The organism is Stenotrophomonas sp. CCNWLW57 (genome assembly GCF_037203925.1).
Lineage (GTDB): Bacteria > Pseudomonadota > Gammaproteobacteria > Xanthomonadales > Xanthomonadaceae > Stenotrophomonas > Stenotrophomonas rhizophila_A.
The window spans coordinates 13,686-32,947 of the sequence record NZ_JBBCBJ010000001.1; the positions used below are offsets into that span (position 1 = coordinate 13,686).

At 68.7% G+C, this 19,262-nt stretch carries 12 protein-coding genes; 2 read left to right on the forward strand and 10 right to left on the reverse strand.

Features of this window, described 5'->3' with window-relative positions:
* Window positions 1-33: 33 nt before the first annotated feature.
* The 6 genes from V9K91_RS00075 to pilG form a co-directional block, all read right to left on the reverse strand.
* Window positions 34-1,377 (reverse strand): chemotaxis protein CheB, encoded by a 1,344-nt coding sequence (locus tag V9K91_RS00075; protein ID WP_095364340.1) that lies wholly within the window; start codon window positions 1,375-1,377, stop codon window positions 34-36.
* Entirely contained in the window at window positions 1,343-7,840 is a 6,498-nt protein-coding gene (locus V9K91_RS00080; protein ID WP_336442489.1) for an Hpt domain-containing protein, read from the reverse strand. The genes V9K91_RS00075 and V9K91_RS00080 overlap by 35 nt, the downstream gene beginning before the upstream one ends.
* A 94-nt stretch (window positions 7,841-7,934) precedes the next feature.
* Window positions 7,935-9,971, reverse strand: a complete 2,037-nt coding sequence (locus tag V9K91_RS00085; protein ID WP_068853718.1) for a methyl-accepting chemotaxis protein — start codon at window positions 9,969-9,971, stop codon at window positions 7,935-7,937.
* A 43-nt stretch (window positions 9,972-10,014) separates the two neighbouring features.
* Entirely contained in the window at window positions 10,015-10,545 is a 531-nt protein-coding gene (locus V9K91_RS00090) for a chemotaxis protein CheW (RefSeq protein ID WP_068853719.1), read from the reverse strand.
* Entirely contained in the window at window positions 10,545-10,910 is a 366-nt protein-coding gene (locus V9K91_RS00095; protein ID WP_068853720.1) for a response regulator, read from the reverse strand. The genes V9K91_RS00090 and V9K91_RS00095 overlap by 1 nt, the downstream gene beginning before the upstream one ends.
* An 18-nt stretch (window positions 10,911-10,928) precedes the next feature.
* Window positions 10,929-11,330: a twitching motility response regulator PilG gene (gene pilG / locus V9K91_RS00100; RefSeq protein ID WP_068853721.1), complete on the reverse strand. Its 402-nt coding sequence runs from the start codon at window positions 11,328-11,330 to the stop codon at window positions 10,929-10,931.
* 248 nt (window positions 11,331-11,578) lie between these two features.
* Here pilG and gshB point away from each other — a divergent pair, with 248 nt between their 5' ends.
* Together gshB and V9K91_RS00110 are read left to right on the forward strand one after the other, a co-directional pair.
* The gene (gene gshB / locus V9K91_RS00105; protein ID WP_068853722.1) at window positions 11,579-12,529 is read left to right on the forward strand and encodes a glutathione synthase; all 951 of its coding nucleotides are present in this window, start codon (window positions 11,579-11,581) and stop codon (window positions 12,527-12,529) included.
* The gene (locus V9K91_RS00110) at window positions 12,526-13,413 is read left to right on the forward strand and encodes an energy transducer TonB (RefSeq protein WP_095364343.1); all 888 of its coding nucleotides are present in this window, start codon (window positions 12,526-12,528) and stop codon (window positions 13,411-13,413) included. Before gshB ends, V9K91_RS00110 begins: the two co-directional genes overlap by 4 nt.
* A 25-nt stretch (window positions 13,414-13,438) precedes the next feature.
* On the opposite strand, the gene tsaB is transcribed toward V9K91_RS00110, so the two are convergent.
* Genes tsaB through mrcB form a run of 4 tightly spaced genes read right to left on the reverse strand, consistent with a single transcriptional unit; the run spans window position 13,439 to window position 19,215 of the window.
* Entirely contained in the window at window positions 13,439-14,143 is a 705-nt protein-coding gene (gene tsaB / locus V9K91_RS00115) for a tRNA (adenosine(37)-N6)-threonylcarbamoyltransferase complex dimerization subunit type 1 TsaB (RefSeq protein ID WP_210130877.1), read from the reverse strand.
* Window positions 14,144-14,148: 5 nt separating this feature from the next.
* Window positions 14,149-16,185: an ATP-dependent DNA helicase gene (locus tag V9K91_RS00120; RefSeq protein WP_336442490.1), complete on the reverse strand. Its 2,037-nt coding sequence runs from the start codon at window positions 16,183-16,185 to the stop codon at window positions 14,149-14,151.
* A gap of 37 nt (window positions 16,186-16,222) precedes the next feature.
* Entirely contained in the window at window positions 16,223-16,753 is a 531-nt protein-coding gene (locus V9K91_RS00125) for a hypothetical protein (protein ID WP_184126766.1), read from the reverse strand.
* 23 nt (window positions 16,754-16,776) lie between these two features.
* Window positions 16,777-19,215, reverse strand: coding sequence for a penicillin-binding protein 1B (mrcB, locus tag V9K91_RS00130; protein WP_068853727.1), 2,439 nt, complete (start codon window positions 19,213-19,215; stop codon window positions 16,777-16,779).
* Between the last annotated feature and the right edge of the window lie 47 nt (window positions 19,216-19,262).

Here is a 19,262-nt window from a genome sequence, read left to right on the forward strand (position 1 = left end):
CGTCTGCTTCCTGAAAGTGATACGGCGTGGCGATTACTCGCTCACGCCCCAGCGTTCGGCGATGGCGGCGGCCAGCTGCGGCGGATCACCGGCGGCCATGCCGGCGGCAACCACCGCGTTGGCGGCGATCGGGTCGTAACAGCCCTCACCGGTCTGGCCCGCGACCCAGCCGCCGGCCACGGCCAGCGACAGCACGTCGTCCAGCAGCGCCACGTCACTGCCGCTGAGCATCACCACGGCGCTGTGCGCCGGCGGCAACGCGGCCACCTGGATGCCCTTGGCATCCGCGGTGAAATGCAGGCCGCGGTTGTGCACGGCCACGCCCACGTCATCGGGCAGGATGTAGGCATTGCCGGCCAGCACCGGCTGGTCGGATTCGGCCAACACCACCGGCAACGCCGACACACGGGCCATCTGCTTGACCAGGTTGCCGTAACGGCCCCCGTCCAGGCGCATGTAGACCAGGATCGGCACCGCCAGCCCGGCCGGCAGCGCGGCCAGCAGCCGGCGCAGCGCGTCGGGGCCACCGATGCCGGCCAGCACCAGCACGGCGCCGGGTGCGGCGCTGCTGGGGTCGGCGTCAGCTTCCAGCTCGACCAGCGACAGGCGGTCGATGTCAAACGCATTGGCTTCGATTGGCGCGCTTACCGGCGCAGCCGGTGCGGCAACGGGTACCGCGCTGTCTTCATCCACCAGCGACCAGCTGCTGTGGTCGCCCAGCGGCGCGCGCGGGACAGGCGGGGCCGAGGCCGGGACCGGCGGCGGCACGCTGGCCGACGGTGCGGCGACCGGCGCCTGCATGGCGGCCAGTGCTTCCTCCAGCGAGATCGGCTCGCTGTAGCCTTCCGGCGCCTGGTACAGGCCGTCAGGCGGCACGTCGCCGGCGGCGTCGAAGGCTTCGCGCACATGGAATTCCAGCGGCGCATCGGCATGCAGTTCGGCAGGTGTCTGCGGCAGACCGGGCTCGGGCTGCAGCAGGCCTTCCTGCTCGGCGCCCGGCGGCAGCACGTCCTGATGGCCGTGCAGCTTGGCCACCAGGTGGCGCGCCCAGCGCTGGGCTTCCCAGCCTTCGCGGCGCGCAGCCAGTTCGGCTTCGTCGAAGATGACCGTCAGCGACGGCGAGGCCAGCACCGGGTCGAGGCGTTCAAGCGCATCCTCGATGGCCGGTTCCAGCGCGATCAGCACCGCGCCGGCGTCCGCGCCGCCCAGGGTTTCCAGATCCACGCTGTTGGGATCCTCTTCCAGCACCACGGTCGCACCGGCCTGGGCCAGCGCTTCGCGCAGGCGCTCACGCGCCGGGCCGACCCGTGCCAGCAGTGCCACCAACGGCAGCGGGTTCAGGTCATTCACGGGCACGGGCGATCCCCAGCAGGTCATACACGTTACGCATCAGGTCCAGCTCCTGGTACGGCTTGCCCAGGTAACGCTGGACACCGATTTCAAAGGCGCGTTGACGGTGCTTGTCGCCGCTGCGCGAGGTGATCATCACGATCGGCACGCCCTTGTAGCGTGGATCGGCGCGCATGGCGGTGGCCAGTTCATAGCCATCCATGCGCGGCATTTCAATGTCCAGCAGCATCAGGTCGGGCACCCGCTCTTCCAGGCGCTCCAGCGCTTCGATACCGTCGCGGGCGACGGCCACTTCGAAGTTGTGGCGCTCCAGGATGCGGCCGGTGACCTTGCGCATGGTCAGCGAGTCGTCGACCACCATCACCAACGGGGCCTGGCGGTCGGTTGCCTGCGCGGCCGGCGCGATCGGCTTGAGCGGGTTGGCCTGGTAACGGCGCACCAGCGGGGCGACGTCCAGGATCACCACCACGCGGCCATCGCCGGTGATGGTGGCACCGTAGATGCCCGGTACCGAGGCGATCTGCAGGCCGACCGGCTTGACCACGATTTCGCGGTTGCCCAGCACCTGGTCGATCGCCACGGCCGCACGCAGTTCACCGGCGCGCACCAGCAGCAGCGGCACCTGGTCCTGCCCTTCGGCACGGGCCTGGCCCTGGCCGACCAGCGTGCCCAGGTCGTGCAGCGCGAATTCTTCGCCGCCGTAGTGGTAACCGCCGTTGGCCGATTCGAAGCGCTCGCGCGAGATCCGGCCGATACCGCTGACCGAGGCGACCGGCACCGCGAAGGTGGTCTCGCCGATCTGCACGAACACCGCCTGGGTGACCGCCAGGGTCTGCGGCAGGCGCAGGGTGAAGGTGACGCCCTTGCCCGGCACCGAGTGGATGTCCACCGAGCCGCCCAGCTGGCGCACTTCGTTGTGCACCACGTCCATGCCCACGCCGCGGCCTGCCAGCTGGCTGACCTGGTCGGCGGTGCTGAACCCGGGCGAGAAGATCATCGCGTCCAGTTCGGCATCGCCGAGCACGGCGTCGGCCTCGACCAGGCCGCGCTGTTCGGCGCGGCGACGGATCGCCTCGCGGTTCAGCCCAGCGCCGTCATCGGCCACTTCCAGCACGATTTCCGAGCCTTCGCGGCGCAGGCGGATGGCGATCTCGCCTTCCTCCGGCTTGCCGGCGGCGCGACGCTGCTCCGGGGTCTCCAGGCCATGGGCCACGGAGTTGCGCAGCATGTGTTCCAGCGGCGCGACCATGCGGTCGAGCACGTTGCGGTCCAGTTCGCCGTGGGTACCGTCCAGGGTGACGTGGACCTGCTTGCCGGTGTCCTGGCCGGCCTGGCGGACCACGCGGCGCAGGCGCGGCACCAGGCCGTCGAACGGCACCATGCGCGCGCGCATCAGGCCATCCTGCAGTTCCGAGCTGACCCGCGACTGCTGCTGCAGCAGGACGTCGTACTGGCGCGACAGATCGTCCAGCACGCCCTGCAGGCCGCCAAGGTCGGCTGCGGATTCGTTCAGCGCACGGCTGAGCTGCTGCAGCGTGGAGAAGCGGTCCAGTTCCAGCGGGTCGAACTTGTGGTCGACCTGTTCCTGCTCGCGCTGGTAACGAGCCACGATCTGGGCTTCGGTTTCCAGGTCCAGGCGGCGCAGCTGGTCGCGCAGGCGCGCATTGGTGCGATCCAGTTCGCCCATGGCACCGCGGAAGGCACCCAGCTGCTGTTCAAGGCGCGAACGGTAGATCGCCACTTCACCGGCGTGGTTGACCAGGCGGTCCAGCAGGTCGGCGCGCACGCGCACCTGCTCCTGCTGCGGACGCGCCAGGGTGTCTTCGTCAGTGGACGCTTCCAGCGGCACCGGTGCGGACAACGGTGCCGACGCAACGGCCGTATCGACCACCGCCGGGACCTCGACCGCGGCAGCAGGCGCGGCGGGCGCGTCTTCTGCTTCGGCGCGGCCCAGCGTGCGCGCTTCGAACGCGGCGATCAGGTCGTCCGGCATGGCCACGTCGCGGTGGCGACCGGTGCGGGTCAGCATCTGGTGCAGGCGGTCGAAGCCGCGTTCCAGCAGGTGGACGTCGCTACGGTCGATATCGGTACGGTTGGCGGCGACCGCCTCCAGCAGCGATTCGATGCCGTGGCCCAGGTCGCCGATGGCGTTGATGCCGGCCATGCGTGCGCCACCCTTGAGGGTGTGCAGATCACGCTGCAGCCCGGCGATCGCTTCGCGGTCCTGGGGCGCGGCGCGCAGTTCGCTGATCAGGCCATCGCAATGGTCGAGCAGGTCCTTGCCTTCCTCGACGAAGATGTCGACCAGCTCGCGGTCCAGCACGTTGAAGTCCAGCGAACCGGCGTCGTCGAGTTCCTCTTCTTCGGCGGCCGCTTCGTCCGCCGCAACGGCGGCCGAGAACGGGGCGTCTTCCAGTTCGAACAGCGGTGCCGACGGCGACGATGCTTCGGCATCGGACAGGCCTGCTTCGGCCTCGGCGAACGCATCGCGCTCGTCCAGTGCTTCGTGGCGGGCATCCAGGCCCAGCACCGGTGCGTCTTCGACGGTCGCTTCCGCATCGGGACCGTCGACGATGGTCAGGCCATCGTCCAGCGCCTGCTGCAGTTCAACCGATTCGCCGAACGCGGGGGTCGACGGGATGACGTCTTCCAGAACCGCAGCGTCTTCGTTCTCTTCGATGGCATCCAGGCTGTACCCGGCGCTGTCATCGGCGGTGACCGGTGCGTCTGCCTCCGATTCGATCACGTCGTGCAGCGCCTCGACTTCCACGGCCTCCAGTTCGATGGCCTGGATCTCTTCGGCCACGATTTCTTCGGCCACGACCGCTTCGGCCACGATCTCTTCGGCGACGATGTCGAGCGGCTGCGACGTTTCCGCGGCAGCTGCGTCCGAAACCTCCACCGTGTCCGGCAGGGTGTGTTCGTAGAAGCGCGACAGATCGTCCGCACCCGTCAGCTCCACCGCTTCCAGGCCGTGCTCGACGATGGGGGCATCCACGGTTTCCGGCGTGGTATCGATCGGCGCGCTGGACGGCGCATCGAACGGGGTCACCAGCTCGGCGTTGAAGTAGGCCGAAAGATCGTCGCTGCCCGTCAGCTCATCGACCACCAGGGCATCGTCGGCCGTTTCGCCGGCGTCGACCAGCGACAGCGCGTCGGCCTCGACGATGGCCTGCTGCAGCCCGGTGTCGGTGCTGTCGTCGGCAACGGCGTAGCCATTGCGCTCATCGAACTGTGCGGAGAACGCGGCCAGCTCATGCGCGGTGACATCGTGCGCGGCCTGGGATGCATCGGCGACGGCATCCAGTTCGTCGGCGTCATCACCGTCCAGGTCCATGCCATCGTCGGCAACCAGTGCCGGCCAACGTGCTTCGGGAAGCGTTTCGGCCAGCGCCTGCAGGCGTTCGGCCAGCGCAGCCTGCGACGGAATGCGCGGGGCTTCGGCCTGCAGCGCGACCATCGTGGTACGGATCGCAACGGCGGCAGCGGCCAGTGCCTCGACGCCTTCGGTGCCCGGCACCGCATCGGCCGCCAGCGAGCGCTTGATGAAGCTCTCGGCGTTACCGGTGACAGCGGTGATTTCCGGCACGTCGGTCATCGCGAACGCACCATTCATGGTGTGCACCGCGCGCAACAGGGTATCGGTGACCGGTTGCGGCGCCGCCTGTGCTTCTTCCAGCCAGGCCTGCAGCGTGGCGTGGTGGGCCTCGACTTCGGCCTCCAGGATTTCGCGCAGCACCTCGTCGATGTTGGCCGGGGTTCCGCCGGTTTCCTCGACCGCCTCGACAGCCTCGATTTCGGCGGCTTCCTGCGCGACGTCGGCCACGACCACGTCGGTCGGCTCCACCGGCGCGGCGGCCGGAGTCGGCCGCTGCAGCGGCACATGGAAGGTTTCCTCGCCCGCGGCAACGCGGTCGGCGATACCCTGCATGGCCTGGAGGTCCGCGCTCACGCGGCTGCCATCGCGCAGCGCAGCGTTGAGCTGCGGCAGCACTTCATAGGCTTGGGTGACCATTGCCACCACCGCCGGCGATGCCGGGCGGCTGCCGTCCAGCACGCGGTTGAGCATGCCTTCGATCTTCCAGCTGAACTCGCCCAGGGTGCGCGCGCCAACCAGGCGGCCACTGCCCTTCAGGGTGTGGAACACGCGGCGGATCGGACGCAGGCGGTCCATGTTGTCCGGGGCCATGCGCCACACCGGCAGCAGGTTGCCCAGGTTGACCAGTTCCTCGTCGAACTCTTCGATGAAGACGTCGCGGATATCCTGGTCGATGTTCTCGCCATCGTCCTCGAAGCCGGCGTCGATGGTGCCCGGCTCGTCAGCGGCAACCGGCGCGTCGACCACGGCAGGCGCCTCGACAGCCGGCGCGGTGGAGAACTGCGCGGCGGCGGCATCCAGCTCGGCAAGGAAGCGCGCGGATTCGTCGTCCAGCTCGATCTTGCTGATCACGGCTTCCTGCACGCCAGCGACGGAGCCCACGCCCGTTGCTTCGATGGCAGCTTCGTCTTCGCGAGCCTCGTCCTGGCGGGCATCGATCAGGTCTTCGGCCGGTACAGCGACCGCTTCAACCGGTTCGTCTTCAACCGGCTCGGCCTGCTCCTGCAGGAACGCCGGCAGCGCCTGTACATCCAGCTCGCTGGAGTCGGTGGCCGGCGCATCGTCGATCTGCAGCGAGAGCACGTCGCCGGCATTGTGCAGCGGCTCGTCGAAGGTGAATTCGATCGGCTCGTCGCTCAGTTCCAGTGCATCGTGTTCGGCGGCGACCGGGTCGAACCCGGTGGCGATCGGTGCTGCGGTGTCGGACGGCGTCGCGTCCACGCCATCCAGGGCGATCGGTGCGATGTCGGTTGCCGGTGCGGCCTGCCACGACGTGCCGACGCTGGCCTCTTCCGCCAGCACCGGATCGAAGTGGGCGAAGGTGGGAGCGTCATCGGTACGCGCCGGTTCGCTGTGCAGCGTCCACTGCGGCGCGTCCGCAGCGACCGGGGCGGTCGACGCTTCGAACACCAGCGTCGGCGCCGGCTTGCTGGCCGGCGCGACGGGCGCGGCGGCAGCGACTTCAGGCAGCGGCTCGAAGGTGAAGTCCGGCAGCGGCGGCGAAGGAACGTCGCCCGGTGCCGGGGCGGCCGGCGTGACCGCCGTTTCCACCGGGGCCAGCACGGGGGCATCCCATCCGGTCAGCTCCACGTGTTCCGGGGCAACCGGCAGCGCTTCGGCGCTGGCATCGACCGGGGCGGCATTTTCGTCCGGCAGCGGCCAGTAGCGCAGCGTTTCCAGGCTGGTGCGGGTGATGTCGAGAATGTCGTCGCGACCCTGGCGGCGTTCGCGCAGGGCTTCGAGGTAATACTCCAGGCTGGCCATGGCGTCGGCCAGGGTGTCCAGCTGGCGGCCGCTGGGGACGCGCTGGCGGCCGATCAGCTCGACCGCGATGTACTGGCGCACGCCCTGCAGGTAATCGGCCGGCGTGGAAAGGTCGAGCATGCGCAGCGCGCCGGCGACCTCGCCCAGCAGGCGTGGCACTTCGTGCAGCTGCTCGTGGTTCCAGTTGGTTTCGATGAACGCGACGAAATGCTCGCGCGCGGCCGAGAAGTTGGCGATGGCCTCGTGGGCAAGCACTTCAACGGTACGCCGGCCTTCGGCCGCGCTCGGATCATCTTCACCACTGCCGCCGGCGCCGAGGTGGGCGACCTGGTCGTCCAGCGAGGCATCCACGTACAGCAGCGCACCGGCGATATCCAGCAGCAGGGTTTCATCGATCTGCTGCTGCCCGTCGACCACGCCACGCAGCGCATCGCGCTGCTGCACGACCACGCCGCGGGCCACGCCCAGGCCCATCATGCCCAGGGTGTCGGCGACCGCGCCCAGTTCGTTGACCTGGGTCTGCAGCTGGGCCGGCTCGCCGCCCGTACGCAGGTGCAGGTCCAGTGCGTCCTTGATGCGCAGCAGCTCTTCCTTGACCGCATTGCCCACGGTGTCGAGCAGCTCGCGGTTGCGGCCGCTCAGGCTGCCACGTGCGTGGTCCAGTTCGGCCTCGGTGGCGCTGGCACTGTCCGGCGCGAACGCGAACAGCACGCTTTCATTGATCACCGGCGCGGCGCGCGCCAGGCGGATGTCATTCAGCAGCGGCAGCAGCACGATCGGGATGTCGCGGTGACCGTTCTGCAGGCGCTCCAGGTAATCGGGCAGCAGCACGCTGCCGCGCATCAGGGTGGCGCAGGCTTCGTCGCGGTCGGGGACTTCCCCGGCGCCGATGGCATTGGCCAGCTGTTCCATCTCCTCGGCCACCATCGCCGGGGCATACAGCTCGACCATGCGCAGGGTGCCCTGCACCTGGTGCAGGTAGCCGGCGCAGAAACGCATGCGGCTGCCATCGGCAGGGTCTTCGGCGTAGTACTCGAGCTCGTTGCGCACCTGGCGCAGGGTCTCGTCCAGCTCCGGCTTCACCCAGCCCAGGGCGGCGTGGCTCATGGCATCGCGCAGCGTGCTCATGCCAGGTCTCCCGGCAGGTGGGCGCGCATGTCGTGCTGTGCTTTATCGCGATGCATCATCTGCTGATTCCTTCCCTCTCCGCCCTGCCCGCGGCTCACGCCGGCAGCTTGAAGTCGGCAACCGAGCGGCGCAGGTCGGCCGCCAGCTGTGCCAAATGACCGATCGACTCGGCGGTCTGTCCCGCGCCCTGCGAGGTCTGGCCGGTAATCTGACGGATCACGCCCATGGTGCGGGTGATGTCCGACGCGGCCGACGACTGCTGCTGGGCGGCGATCGAGATGTTCTTGATGAGGTTGTTGAGCGCGTTGGACACGCGTTCGATTTCGGTCAGTGCAGTACCGGCATCCTCGGCCAGGCGTGCACCGGACACCACTTCGGCGGTGGTCTGCTCCATCGAGCTGACCGCTTCGTTGGTATCGGCCTGAATGGCCTGGACCAGGTTCTCGATTCGGCGGGTCGCACCGGAGGTGCGTTCTGCCAGGCGCTGCACTTCGTCGGCCACCACGGCGAAACCACGGCCGGCTTCACCGGCCGAGGCCGCCTGCACCGCGGCGTTCAACGCCAGGATGTTGGTCTGCTCGGAAATGTCGTTGATCAGTTCCACGATCGAGCCGATTTCCTGCGAGGACTCGCCCAGGCGCTTGATGCGCTTGGAGGTTTCCTGGATCTGGTCGCGGATCTGGTCCATGCCCTGGATCGTTTCACGCACCACGCCGGCGCCTTCGGCGGCGATGACCACCGAGCGCTGTGCCACGTCGGCCGACTCGGCGGAGTTGCGCGACACCTGTTCAATACTCGACGCGATTTCGCCAATGCGGTCCGATGCCGAGGTGATCTGGTTGGCCTGGTGGCCCGCCGCTTCGGCCAGCTGCATGGCCGTGGCCTGGGTTTCCTGGGTGGACACGGCGACCTTGGCCGACGTGTCGTTGATGGTGGTCACCAGGTGGCGCAGTTCGTCCACGGCGTAGTTGATTGCGTCTGCGATGGCGCCGGTCATGTCCTCGGTCACCGAGGCCTTTACGGTCAGGTCGCCCTCACCCAGCGAGCTGATTTCGTCCAGCAGCCGCATGATGGCCTGCTGGTTGCGGCTGTTGAATTCCACCTGGGTCTGGTAACGCAGTTCCTGTTCGCGCGAACGGCTGCGCACGGTGCTGCTGACGAAGCCGATGATGGCGATCAGCGACAGTGCGCCGGAGATCACGCCCAGCCAGAAGTTCGGGAACAGGCGGGTATCACGCACCGAACCGAACGAGGAGAACGCCTCGAACAGCTTCTTGCTGTCATCGAGCATCTTGGTCGAACCGCCGGTCAGCGCCGCGGCCGAGGACTGCGCCGAGAACAGCTGGCGCGAGCTGGCCAGGATCGCGTCGGCGTCCTGCTTCATGGTGTCCCACTGCTTCTGCGACTGCTCCAGCGCGGCCAGCGCGGCGGCATTGCGGACCGGGGCGATGCCCAGTTCTTCGTTGCCGTTGCGCAGCGCGTCCAGCACCTGGGTGAACACCACCGAGTCGCGGGCCAGCGCGTCGCCCGCGGCGGCGGCGTTGCCGCCACCGGCGCGCATTTCGGTCACCCGGCGGGCCATCGAGCCCACCACCACGACCTGCTGCAGGGCGTTGTAGACCTGCGACGCCGGGGCGCCGCTGGCCGACATGGCGCGCACCACTTCGTTCAGCTGGGCCTGCAGGGCAGGCACGCCGTTGACGAAGTTGTTGGCGTTGCCGGCCAGGGCCAGCACCGCCGGTTCGCTGGCCACCAGCTGGGCGGCGCTCTTGCCGAGCGGCTCCCAGGTCTGGGTCAGCTGGTTGAGCGGACCGGACACGTTGGCTTCGCTGCCGTAGCGGCCCTGCAGGCTGCTCACGGTACTTTCGATGCGGGCCTTGGTGTCCTTGAAGGCGGTGAACGCCTGGGCGTTGCCCGAGACCGCTTCACGGCCCTGGTTGGCCAGCTGCTGGGACAGCACCTGGAGATCGGCCGCGCCGGTACTGGCACCGGCCAGGCGACTGCCCTGCCAGGTGGCCACGCCGGTGTTGACGCCGAACACGATCATCGACAGGGCCAGCAGGCCCAGCCAGAAATTGGTTCCTACCGTGCCCAGCTTGCCGGCCTTGGCGGTTTCCGAAGAAGTACTCATCGTTCAACCTCGATCTTCAATGCAGTGAGGCAGGCTGCAGCGTTCACGCCGCGGCCTGCCTGAATTCGGGGGTACGCGACAACAGCGAGAGCGAGAACACGCCCCAGTCGTGGCCGTCGCCATGGAACGCGCGGTCGATGAAATGGGCGTAACGGCCGCTGGCCAGGTCGCCGCTCTCGATGTCCTGGTCCAGCTGGAAGCTGCGCTGGCCGAACAGTTCATCGATGGTCAGGGCAACGTCGCCGCCGGCCTGCCGCATGATCAGCACCCGCTGGCCTTCCTGCTGCACGGTGCGCTCGCCTTCCATGAAGTACTTCAGGTCGACCACCGGGAACAGGTTGCCACGCAGGTTGCCCACGCCCAGCAGCCACGGCTGCGCGCCAGGCACCGGGGTGATCGGCGGCATCGGCACGATTTCGACCACCTCGCGGAAGTCCGAGACCAGGTGGCGCTTGCCGACCCGGTAGCCGACGCCGCGCCACAGGTCCTGGGCGAACTGCCGCTCGGGCAGCTGCACCGCATGGGCCAGGCTGCGCCGTTCGTAGGCTTCAAGGATGTCGAAGGGAGAACGCATCAGGACACCAGCAGTTCATTGATCTGCGCGATCAGGTCTTCTTCGCGCGGTGGCTTGACCACATAGGCAGCCGCGCCCTGGCGCAGCCCCCAGGCCTTGTCGGTTTCCATCGCCTTGGTACTCACGATGATCACCGGGATGGCCTTGGTCTTCTCATCGCGGTTCAGCGCGCGGGTCGCCTGGAAGCCGCTCATGCCCGGCAGCACCACGTCCATCAGCACGAGCTGCGGCTGGTGTTCCTGGACGAGCTTGATCCCGTCCTCGGCGTTGCCGGCCTCGAGCACTTCGTGCCCGGCCTTGGTCAACCATTGGATGAACACCGCCCGGTCGGTCGGTGAGTCCTCGATCAGAACGATTCGAGCCATTGTGCCTTTCCCCCCTGGTCAGGCGTTTACGTATGTGCGGATGGCACCCAGCAGTTCTTCACGCGTGAAAGGCTTGGTCAGGTACTGCTCCGAGCCCACGATGCGACCGCGCGCCTTGTCGAACAGGCCGTCCTTGGACGACAGCATGATCACTGGCGTGGCCTTGAACAGCTGGTTGTTCTTGATCAGCGCGCAGGTCTGATACCCGTCGAGACGGGGCATCATGATGTCCACGAAGATGATCTGCGGCTGTGTGTCGGCGATCTTCGCCAACGCCTCGAAACCATCGGTCGCGGTCACTACTTCGCAGCCTTCACGCTTGAGCAGCGTTTCGGCCGTTCTGCGGATGGTCTTCGAATCATCGATGACCATCACCCTGAGCCCTGCGAGTTCCCCACCCGCAGCCATGTTTTCAGTCATTACCTTTCCCCGAGCGCGCGACGCTTCTGCTTTGGTCCGGCGCCGCTGCGAAAGCGTATCTATATCCCACCACGCGGCCGTCATCAAGGGTGTGCTTCCCAAGCCAAGCCGGGAGCGCCCCCCGCGAACCGGCCCGGCCCGGAACTGCGCAAAGCGTGAAGACCGCCGGACGCTGCGTTCCGCCGCTCCGGGCAGGCAATACGGGCGCATTGCCGCTACCATCAGCGCCTGCCCGCCAGGTTGCGACCATGCCGTTGAACGTCATCGTGGTGATGGATGCCATCGCCCATATCAAGATCGCCAAGGACACCACCTTCGCCATGCTGCTGGAAGCCCAGCGCCGTGGCCATGCCCTGCACTACGTCAGCCCCGGCGGGCTGGCGCTGCGCGACGGGGTGGCGATGGCCCGTACCGCGCCGCTGCAGGTGCGCGACGACAAGCATGACTGGTTCACGCTGGGCGAATTCAGCCAGACCACCTTCGGCCCCGGCCAGGTGGTGCTGATGCGCAAGGATCCGCCGGTGGATGCCGAATTCATCTACGACACCCAGGTGCTGGGCGTGGCCCAGCAGGCGGGCGCGATGGTGGTGAACGACCCGCAGGGCCTGCGCGACTACAACGAGAAGCTGGCCGCCCTGCTCTTCCCGCAGTGCTGCCCACCGACCCTGGTCAGCCGCCGCCACGCCGACCTGAAGGCGTTCGTGCTGGAACATGGCCAAGCCGTGCTCAAGCCGCTGGACGGCATGGGCGGGCGCTCGATCTTCCGCAGCGGCACCGGTGATCCCAACCTCAACGTGATCCTGGAAACGCTGACCGATGGCGAGCGCAGGCTGACCCTGGCGCAGAAATTCATCCCCGACATCACCGCCGGCGACAAGCGCATCCTGCTGGTCGACGGAGAGCCGGTGGACTATTGCCTGGCGCGGATTCCGCAGGGCGACGAGTTCCGCGGCAACCTGGCCGCCGGTGGTCGCGGCGAAGGCCGCCCGCTGAGCGAGCGCGACCGCTGGATCGCCGCCCAGGTTGGGCCGGAAATGAAGCGCCGTGGCATGCGCTTCGTGGGGTTGGACGTGATCGGTGATTACCTCACCGAGGTCAACGTCACCAGCCCCACCTGTGTGCGCGAACTGGATGCGCAGTTCGGGCTGAACATCGCCGGCACCCTGTTCGACGCGATCGAGGCCAGCCTGGCGCAATGAGTACGGCGGTCGCCCCGATGGTGCCCCTGCAGGCCCGCGAATCGCAGCGCCTGGGCGCGACCCTGGCGCTGTCGGCGCTGGTGCATGCGCTGCTGATCCTGGGGGTGGGCTTCGCGGTCAGCGACAACGCCGCGCTGGTGCCGACCCTGGACGTGATCTTCAGCCAGACCCAGACCCCGCTGACCCCCAGGCAGGCCGACTTCCTGGCCCAGGCCAACCAGCAGGGCGGCGGCGACCACGACAAGGCGCAGCGCCCGCGTGACAACCAGACCGGGATCGTGCCGCAGCCGCAGGCGGGGCTGTCGCCGGTGCCGCAGCAGCGCCAGGATGCCGCGCGCCCGCCACCGCCGCAGGCGCGGGTGGTGGCCAGCCGCAACAGCCCCGACCCGATCGCCGAGGCGCAGCCACAGCCACTGCCGGAGAATCCGCAGCCGGACGCGGCGATGACCGCGCGCGAACAGCGCGATGCCGAAATGGCCCGACTGGCCGCCGAGGTGCACCTGCGTTCGGCGCAGTACGCCAAGCGCCCGAACCGCAAGTTCGTGTCGGCCAGCACCCGCGAATACGCCTACGCCAATTACCTGCGCGCGTGGGTGGACCGCGCCGAACGCGTGGGCAACCTCAACTACCCCGATGAGGCGCGCCAGCGCCGGCTGGGCGGCCAGGTGGTGATCACCGTGGGCGTGCGCCGCGATGGCAGCGTGGAAAGCAGCCGGATCCTGCGCAGCAGCGGCACGCCGCTGCTGGATGAAACCGCGCTGCGGGTAATCCGCCTGGCCCAGCCGTTCCCGCCGCTGCCCAAGACCGATGACGGCGTGGATATCCTGCAGGTCACCCGGACCTGGGTGTTCCTGCCCGGCGGCGAGCTGCGCGACGACCGGTAACGCCGGCTCCGGGCGCTCTGATTGATCAGCGCTGCTTTGCCGCCCGCGCGGCCTGCTGTTCGACCAGGGTCAGGGCGACGTTGTTGCGCAGGTAAGCCGGTTCAACCAGCTCCGGGGCCATCGCCTCGCCGCGCTCGAACATCGGTACCGCCAGCGCCAGCAGGTCGGAGGCACGCGGCAATGCCTGCGCGTCGACACCGTCCAGCTGATCGGCAAGCCGCGTGGCCAGCACGCCCTCGGCCGCGCCGAAGCCGGTGCCGACGCCGAACCAGCGGCTGCCATCGGGCAGTTCCACGGCCTCCGGCGCACACACCACTTCCTCGCCCTGCAGCTGCCACTGGCCATCCACGCACACGTGGCGCGCCGCATAGACCTCGCCCATGCGCGCATCGATGCTGCTCAGCACGTGGGTGGCTTCAGCCGGCGCGCGCAGCGCCAGCACCTGCAGGGTGGAGACCGGGATCAACGGGCGATCCAGCGCCAGCGCGATGCCTTGTGCGATGGCAATCGCCAGCCGCACGCCGGTGAACGCGCCGGGCCCCCGCCCCAGGGCAATCGCGTCCAGCTGCGAGCGCGCCAGCCCGGCCTCGGCCAGCAGTTCCTCGGCCCAGGGCAGGCTCAGTTCGGCATGGCGGCGCGGGGCGATCTCGAAGCGCTCACGCACCTGCCCATCCACGTACAGGGCAACGGAGCAGGCTTCGGTGGCGGTTTCAAAGGCGAGCAGTTTCATGGGGATCAGAACAGGGAAGTAGGAAAGGCATCGGCAACCGCGGCGGGACTGGCAGTCCCGGTGTCGGCAGCAGTGGCAGGCCATTGTGGCGCAAAGAAGGTCTGCACATCGCCCAGCGAACGGGTGCGCCGGAACGGCGGCAGCGAATCCAGGAAGGTGCGGCCGTAGCTGCGGCTGACCAGGCGCGGGTCGCACAGCACCAGCACGCCCCGGTCGGTCTCGCTGCGGATCAGCCGCCCCACGCCCTGCTTGAGCGCGATCACCGCCTGCGGCAGCTGCTCGTCGCGGAACGGATTGCCGCCATCGCGTCGGATTGCATCCAGCCGTGCCTCGAACACCGGGTCATCAGGGGCGGCGAACGGCAGCTTGTCGATCACCACCACGCTCAACGCATCGCCCACCACGTCCACGCCCTCGCGGAAGCTGGCCGAGCCCAGCAGCACGCCGTTGCCCGATTCGCGGAAGCGCTGCAGCAGCGTGGCGCGCGGCGCCTCACCCTGCACGAACAACGGCCACGGCGCGTCGCGCAGCGCTTCGGCGGCTTCGCGCAATGCGCGATGCGAGGCAAACAACAGGAATGCGCGCCCGCCCGATGCCTCCAGCACCGGGGTCAGCGCGCGGATCAGCGCGGTACCAAAGCCACGCGCGGCCGGATCCGGCAGGTCGGTCGGCAGATAGCACAGCGCCTGTTGGGCCCAGTCGAACGGACTGGGCTGCAGCAACGTGATCGGGTCGTCCAGGCCCAGCCGCTGGGCGATGTGCTCGAACCTGCCGTCCACCGTCAGCGTGGCCGAGGTGAATATCCACGCCGCCATCGAACGCTGGCGGTGCTCGCGCAGCGGTCCGGACACATCCATCGGCGTGCGCTGGCAGCGGAAGCCGCGCGGGGTGAGCTCATACCAGAGCACCTCGGCCGGTGCTGGAACCTGCTCCGGGTCGGTATCGAAGTCCAGCAGCGGCGCATCATCGCCCAACCAGCGCGACAACCGCGACACCGCCTCCATCGCCCGCGCGTGGCAGGCATCCAGGCCGGGCGACGACGCGCGCACGCCATCCAGTACGTCGCGCAGCGCCACCAGCGCACTCATCGCGGCATCGAAGCCATCGCGCACCTGCGGCACCGCCAGGGCACGCCACTGGGTACCGCGCGCGGGCAGGCCGTCCATCGCCGTGCGCAGCTCGCGCAGGGTCTGCTCCAGCGCGCCGGCATGCGCGTGCAGCGCGGCCTGCGCACCGGCCACGCTGCGGCTCTCGGCCAGGCAGTCGCGCGCCAGCTCCTGCCACGGCCGCATGCCGAATCCTTCGCCGAAGAAATTGGCGGCCAGCTCCGGCAACTGATGCGCTTCGTCGATCACGAACGCCTGCGCGCCCGGCAGGATTTCGCCGAAGCCCTCCTGTTTGAGCGCCAGGTCGGCCAACAGCAGGTGGTGGTTGACCACCACCACGTCGGCCGCCTGTGCACGCTGGCGTGCCTGCACTACGAAGCAGTCATCCCAGAACGGGCACTCGGTACCCAGGCAGTTGTCCACCGTGGAGGTGACCATCGGGTACAGCGGCGAATCGTCAGGCAGCGCTTCAAGTTCGGCCATATCACCGAATTTCGTCCGCCCCGACCAGGCCAGGATGCGCTGGAACTGCGCCACTTCCTGCGGCGAAGTGAAGCGCGGCTCGCCGCGCGCCTGCTGCAGCCGGTACCGGCACAGGTAATTGGACCGCCCTTTGAGCAGCGCGCTGCTGTGCCCCACCCCGAGCGCGGCACGCACGCGCGGCAGGTCGCGGTGGTACAGCTGATCCTGCAACGCGCGGGTACCGGTGGAAATGATGGTCTTCAGGCCCGACAGCAGCGCCGGCACCAGGTAGGCGAAGGTCTTGCCGGTGCCGGTGCCGGCTTCGGCCAGCAGCACCTCGCGCTGGTCGAAGGCTTCGGCGATGGCCGTGGTCAGGCGCAGCTGCGCCGGACGGGCGACGAAGGCATCAAGTTGGCTGGCGAGCGTGCCGCCCTCGTTGAGGGCTTCACTGCTGGCGTGGGCAAGGCGGGACATGCCGTCATTGTAGTGCCGGCCGCTGGCCGGCACCGTTTCAATAGCGCTTGATGCCCGGCACCGTGCAGCCTTCCAGCTGGGCGTGCGCCGATGCCGCGTTTTCCTTCTCGCCGCGCGCCAGGCGCGCCTGTTCGATGGTCGCCCAGTGGCGGCGGCACAACGGGCCGGTCTTTGAGCCAAGCTCCACCGCCTTGCGGGCCAGCGTTTCGGCGCGGGCCCAGTCGCCCTGCAGCAGCGCGATCTCCGCGCGTTCCTGCACGATCGACGGATCACCTTCGTTGATCAGCAGCGCCTGGTCCAGCGCTTCTGCCGCACCGGCCAGGTCGTTGGCCTGGCGCTTGGCCTTGGCCACCACGCGCAGGTCCTCGATGCCGGCATCGCGCAGCGGCTGCACATCCAGCTCCTTGTCGTCCTTGCCGGCGCTGGCATCCACGGCCGCCATGCGCTGTGCCGGCGTGGTGGTGTCGACCGGCGGCTTCACCGGCGGCGCGGTGGACACGCAGGCGGCCAACGCCAGGCCGAGCGCGAGCACGGAAGCGGTACGGATCACGGTGCGGGAAGTCGTCATGCGGAGCTGCCTTGCGTTGCGCTTCATCGAGCGGGGGGAGTGGCCGCGGGAGCGGCCTGCGCCGGCTCGGCGGCCGGTTCGGGCTTCTTGTCCAGGCCGAACCAGCTGCGCCAGCCACCGCCTTCGCCACCCTCGCCGCCTTCGCCTTCCGGCAATGCGGTGGGGGCCACGCAGGCAGTGTAGGCCGGCGCGTAGCCGACCACGAACGGGAAGCGGCGCGCGCCCGGGCAGGACTCGTCGGTGGCGGCGGTGCCGCCGGCTTCCACCGGCTGCCAGTCCAGCCCCTTGTTGCTGACCTTCAACGGCGCGCTCGGCAGGCGGCTGAAGATGCCCGACCAGACCCGCATGGCGCCGGTGGCGCCGAACAGGCCGGTCTGCTCGTTCTGGTCGTTGCCCATCCAGACCACCGCCAGGTGGTCGCCGGTGTAGCCGGCATACCAGCTGTCACGACCATCGTTGGAGGTACCGGTCTTGCCGGCCGCCTGCAGGCGCGACAGGCCATCGGCGTTGAGGCGCGCGGCGGTGCCGCTGGACACCACCTGCTGCAGGCCGATGCTGATCAGGTTGGCGGCGATGGAGTCGCCTTCCTGGGCCGGCGCCGGGGTCTTGTCATAGCGCTTGAGCAGCTTGCCCTGCGGATCGAGCACGCCGCGCACGGCGTGCAGCGGCTGGATCTCGCCACCGGACGCCAGGAACTGGTAAAGCTGCGCCATCGCATAGGGGCTCTGGTCGGTCGCGCCCAGGATCACCGACGGATTGCTCTCGGCCTTCAACCCGGCCAGCACGTGGATCAGCTGGGTGACCCGCTCCGGCCCCACCTGCATGCCCACCCGCACGGTGGCCTGGTTGTAGGAATTGGCCAGCGCGTCGACCAGGCGCACGGTACCGTGGCTGCGGTTGTCTGCATTGCCCGGGGTCCAGCGCTTGCCGCGGCTGAGCTGCACGGTCACCGGCGAATCATCGACGAAGGTGGCCAGCGAATACTTGTCCGGCTGGGCCAGCGCCAGCAGGTACACGAACGGCTTGAGCAGTGAGCCGACCTGCCGCTGCGCTTCGATGGCGCGGTTGAAGCCCGGCTCGGACACATCGCGACTGCCGACCACGGCCAGCACGTCGCCGTTGTGCACGTCGGTCAGCACCAGGCCGGCCTGCAGTTCGGGGCGGCGCTTGTTTTCCAGCGACTTCAGCGTTTTGGTCACCGCACCTTCGGCATAGGCCTGGGCCGAGGGCGCCATGCCGGTCATCACGCTCAGGCCAGCGCCCTGCAGCACGGCTTCGGGGTAGTCATGGCCCAGCTGGCGGCGCACCAGGTCGACATAGGCCGGGAACCGGTTGGCGGCGATCAGGCCGGGGTTCTTCGGCACGCCCAGCGGCGCTTTCAGCGCACGCTGCAGCTCGGTGTCGTCGATCAGGCCGTTCTCGTGCAGCTTGCCGAGCACGAAGTTGCGCCGGTCCAGCGCGCGCTCGGGGTTGCGGCGCGGGTCGTAGTAGGACGGCCCCTTGACCAGCCCGATCAGCAGCGCGATGTGTTCGGTGTTGAGCGAGGACAGGTCACGACCGAACCAGAATTCGGCGCCGGAGGACATGCCGTGGATCGCCTGGCTGCCGCGCTGGCCCAGGTACACCTGGTTGAGGTAGGCCTCCAGGATGGTGCGCTTGTCGTAGCGCGCCTCCATGATCAGCGCGTACAGCACCTCGTTGAACTTGCGGGTGACGGTCTGTTCCTTGCCGATCCCGAGCAGGCCGCTGCGGGCCAGCTGCTGGGTCAGCGTGGAAGCGCCCTGGCGGCTCTGGCCGCCGGAGCGCACGGTCACCCAGACCGCGCGCGCGATGCCGCTCAGGTCGATGCCATGGTGACGGTTGAAATCCTTGTCCTCCACCGCCTGCAGGCCGGTGACCAGCAGCTCGGGGGTGTCTTCGAGCCGGACCAGGCGGCGCTCTTCCTGCTTCTGGCCGTACAGGGTGGCGATACGCGCCGGGTCCAGCCGCGCGGCCTTGAGCGCCTTGCGGCTGTCTGCGTCGCGCAGCGAGGCGACCTGGCCACCGGACAGACTCAGCTCGATCCTACGCGGCGCGACCTTGCCGTCGACGTCGTTGTAACCGCGGCTGGACACCACGAAGCGGCCGCCGTCCTGGCTGAAGGTGGCCGGCGCCTTGCCGGTGCCGTCATCACGGTAGGCCGATGCCGCCAGCTCGGTCTTGAGCGTCTGCGCATCCATGGCCACGCCCGGCGCCAATGCCAGCGGCCGTGCGTAGACGCGGGTGGGAATCTGCCAGCGCAGTTCGCCGAAGCGCTGGGTGACCTGGGTGTTCAGGTACACCGTATAGGGAATGAGGAAACCCAGCGCCAGCGCCACGGCGGCCATGCCCCAGGTGATCAGGCGACGGCGCCACAGCGGCCAGTGGCTGTCGGTGTCGTCCTCGAACGCGTCGTTGTCGTCGGAATCGTAGCGTGGGGGCACGGGAATCGGGCAGAGTTGAATCTGCCGAGTCTAACGCAGGCACCGCA

Coding starts and splice junctions, on each gene's coding strand:
- V9K91_RS00085 (WP_068853718.1), bottom strand. CDS start 9,971: ATGAGTACTTCTTCGGAAACCGCCAAGGCCGGCAAGCTGGGCACGGTA.
- V9K91_RS00110 (WP_095364343.1), top strand. CDS start 12,526: ATGAGTACGGCGGTCGCCCCGATGGTGCCCCTGCAGGCCCGCGAATCG.
- pilG (WP_068853721.1), bottom strand. CDS start 11,330: ATGACTGAAAACATGGCTGCGGGTGGGGAACTCGCAGGGCTCAGGGTG.
- V9K91_RS00125 (WP_184126766.1), bottom strand. CDS start 16,753: ATGACGACTTCCCGCACCGTGATCCGTACCGCTTCCGTGCTCGCGCTC.
- V9K91_RS00095 (WP_068853720.1), bottom strand. CDS start 10,910: ATGGCTCGAATCGTTCTGATCGAGGACTCACCGACCGACCGGGCGGTG.
- V9K91_RS00090 (WP_068853719.1), bottom strand. CDS start 10,545: ATGCGTTCTCCCTTCGACATCCTTGAAGCCTACGAACGGCGCAGCCTG.
- V9K91_RS00075 (WP_095364340.1), bottom strand. CDS start 1,377: ATGACCTGCTGGGGATCGCCCGTGCCCGTGAATGACCTGAACCCGCTG.
- tsaB (WP_210130877.1), bottom strand. CDS start 14,143: ATGAAACTGCTCGCCTTTGAAACCGCCACCGAAGCCTGCTCCGTTGCC.
- V9K91_RS00080 (WP_336442489.1), bottom strand. CDS start 7,840: ATGAGCACGCTGCGCGATGCCATGAGCCACGCCGCCCTGGGCTGGGTG.
- gshB (WP_068853722.1), top strand. CDS start 11,579: ATGCCGTTGAACGTCATCGTGGTGATGGATGCCATCGCCCATATCAAG.
- V9K91_RS00120 (WP_336442490.1), bottom strand. CDS start 16,185: ATGTCCCGCCTTGCCCACGCCAGCAGTGAAGCCCTCAACGAGGGCGGC.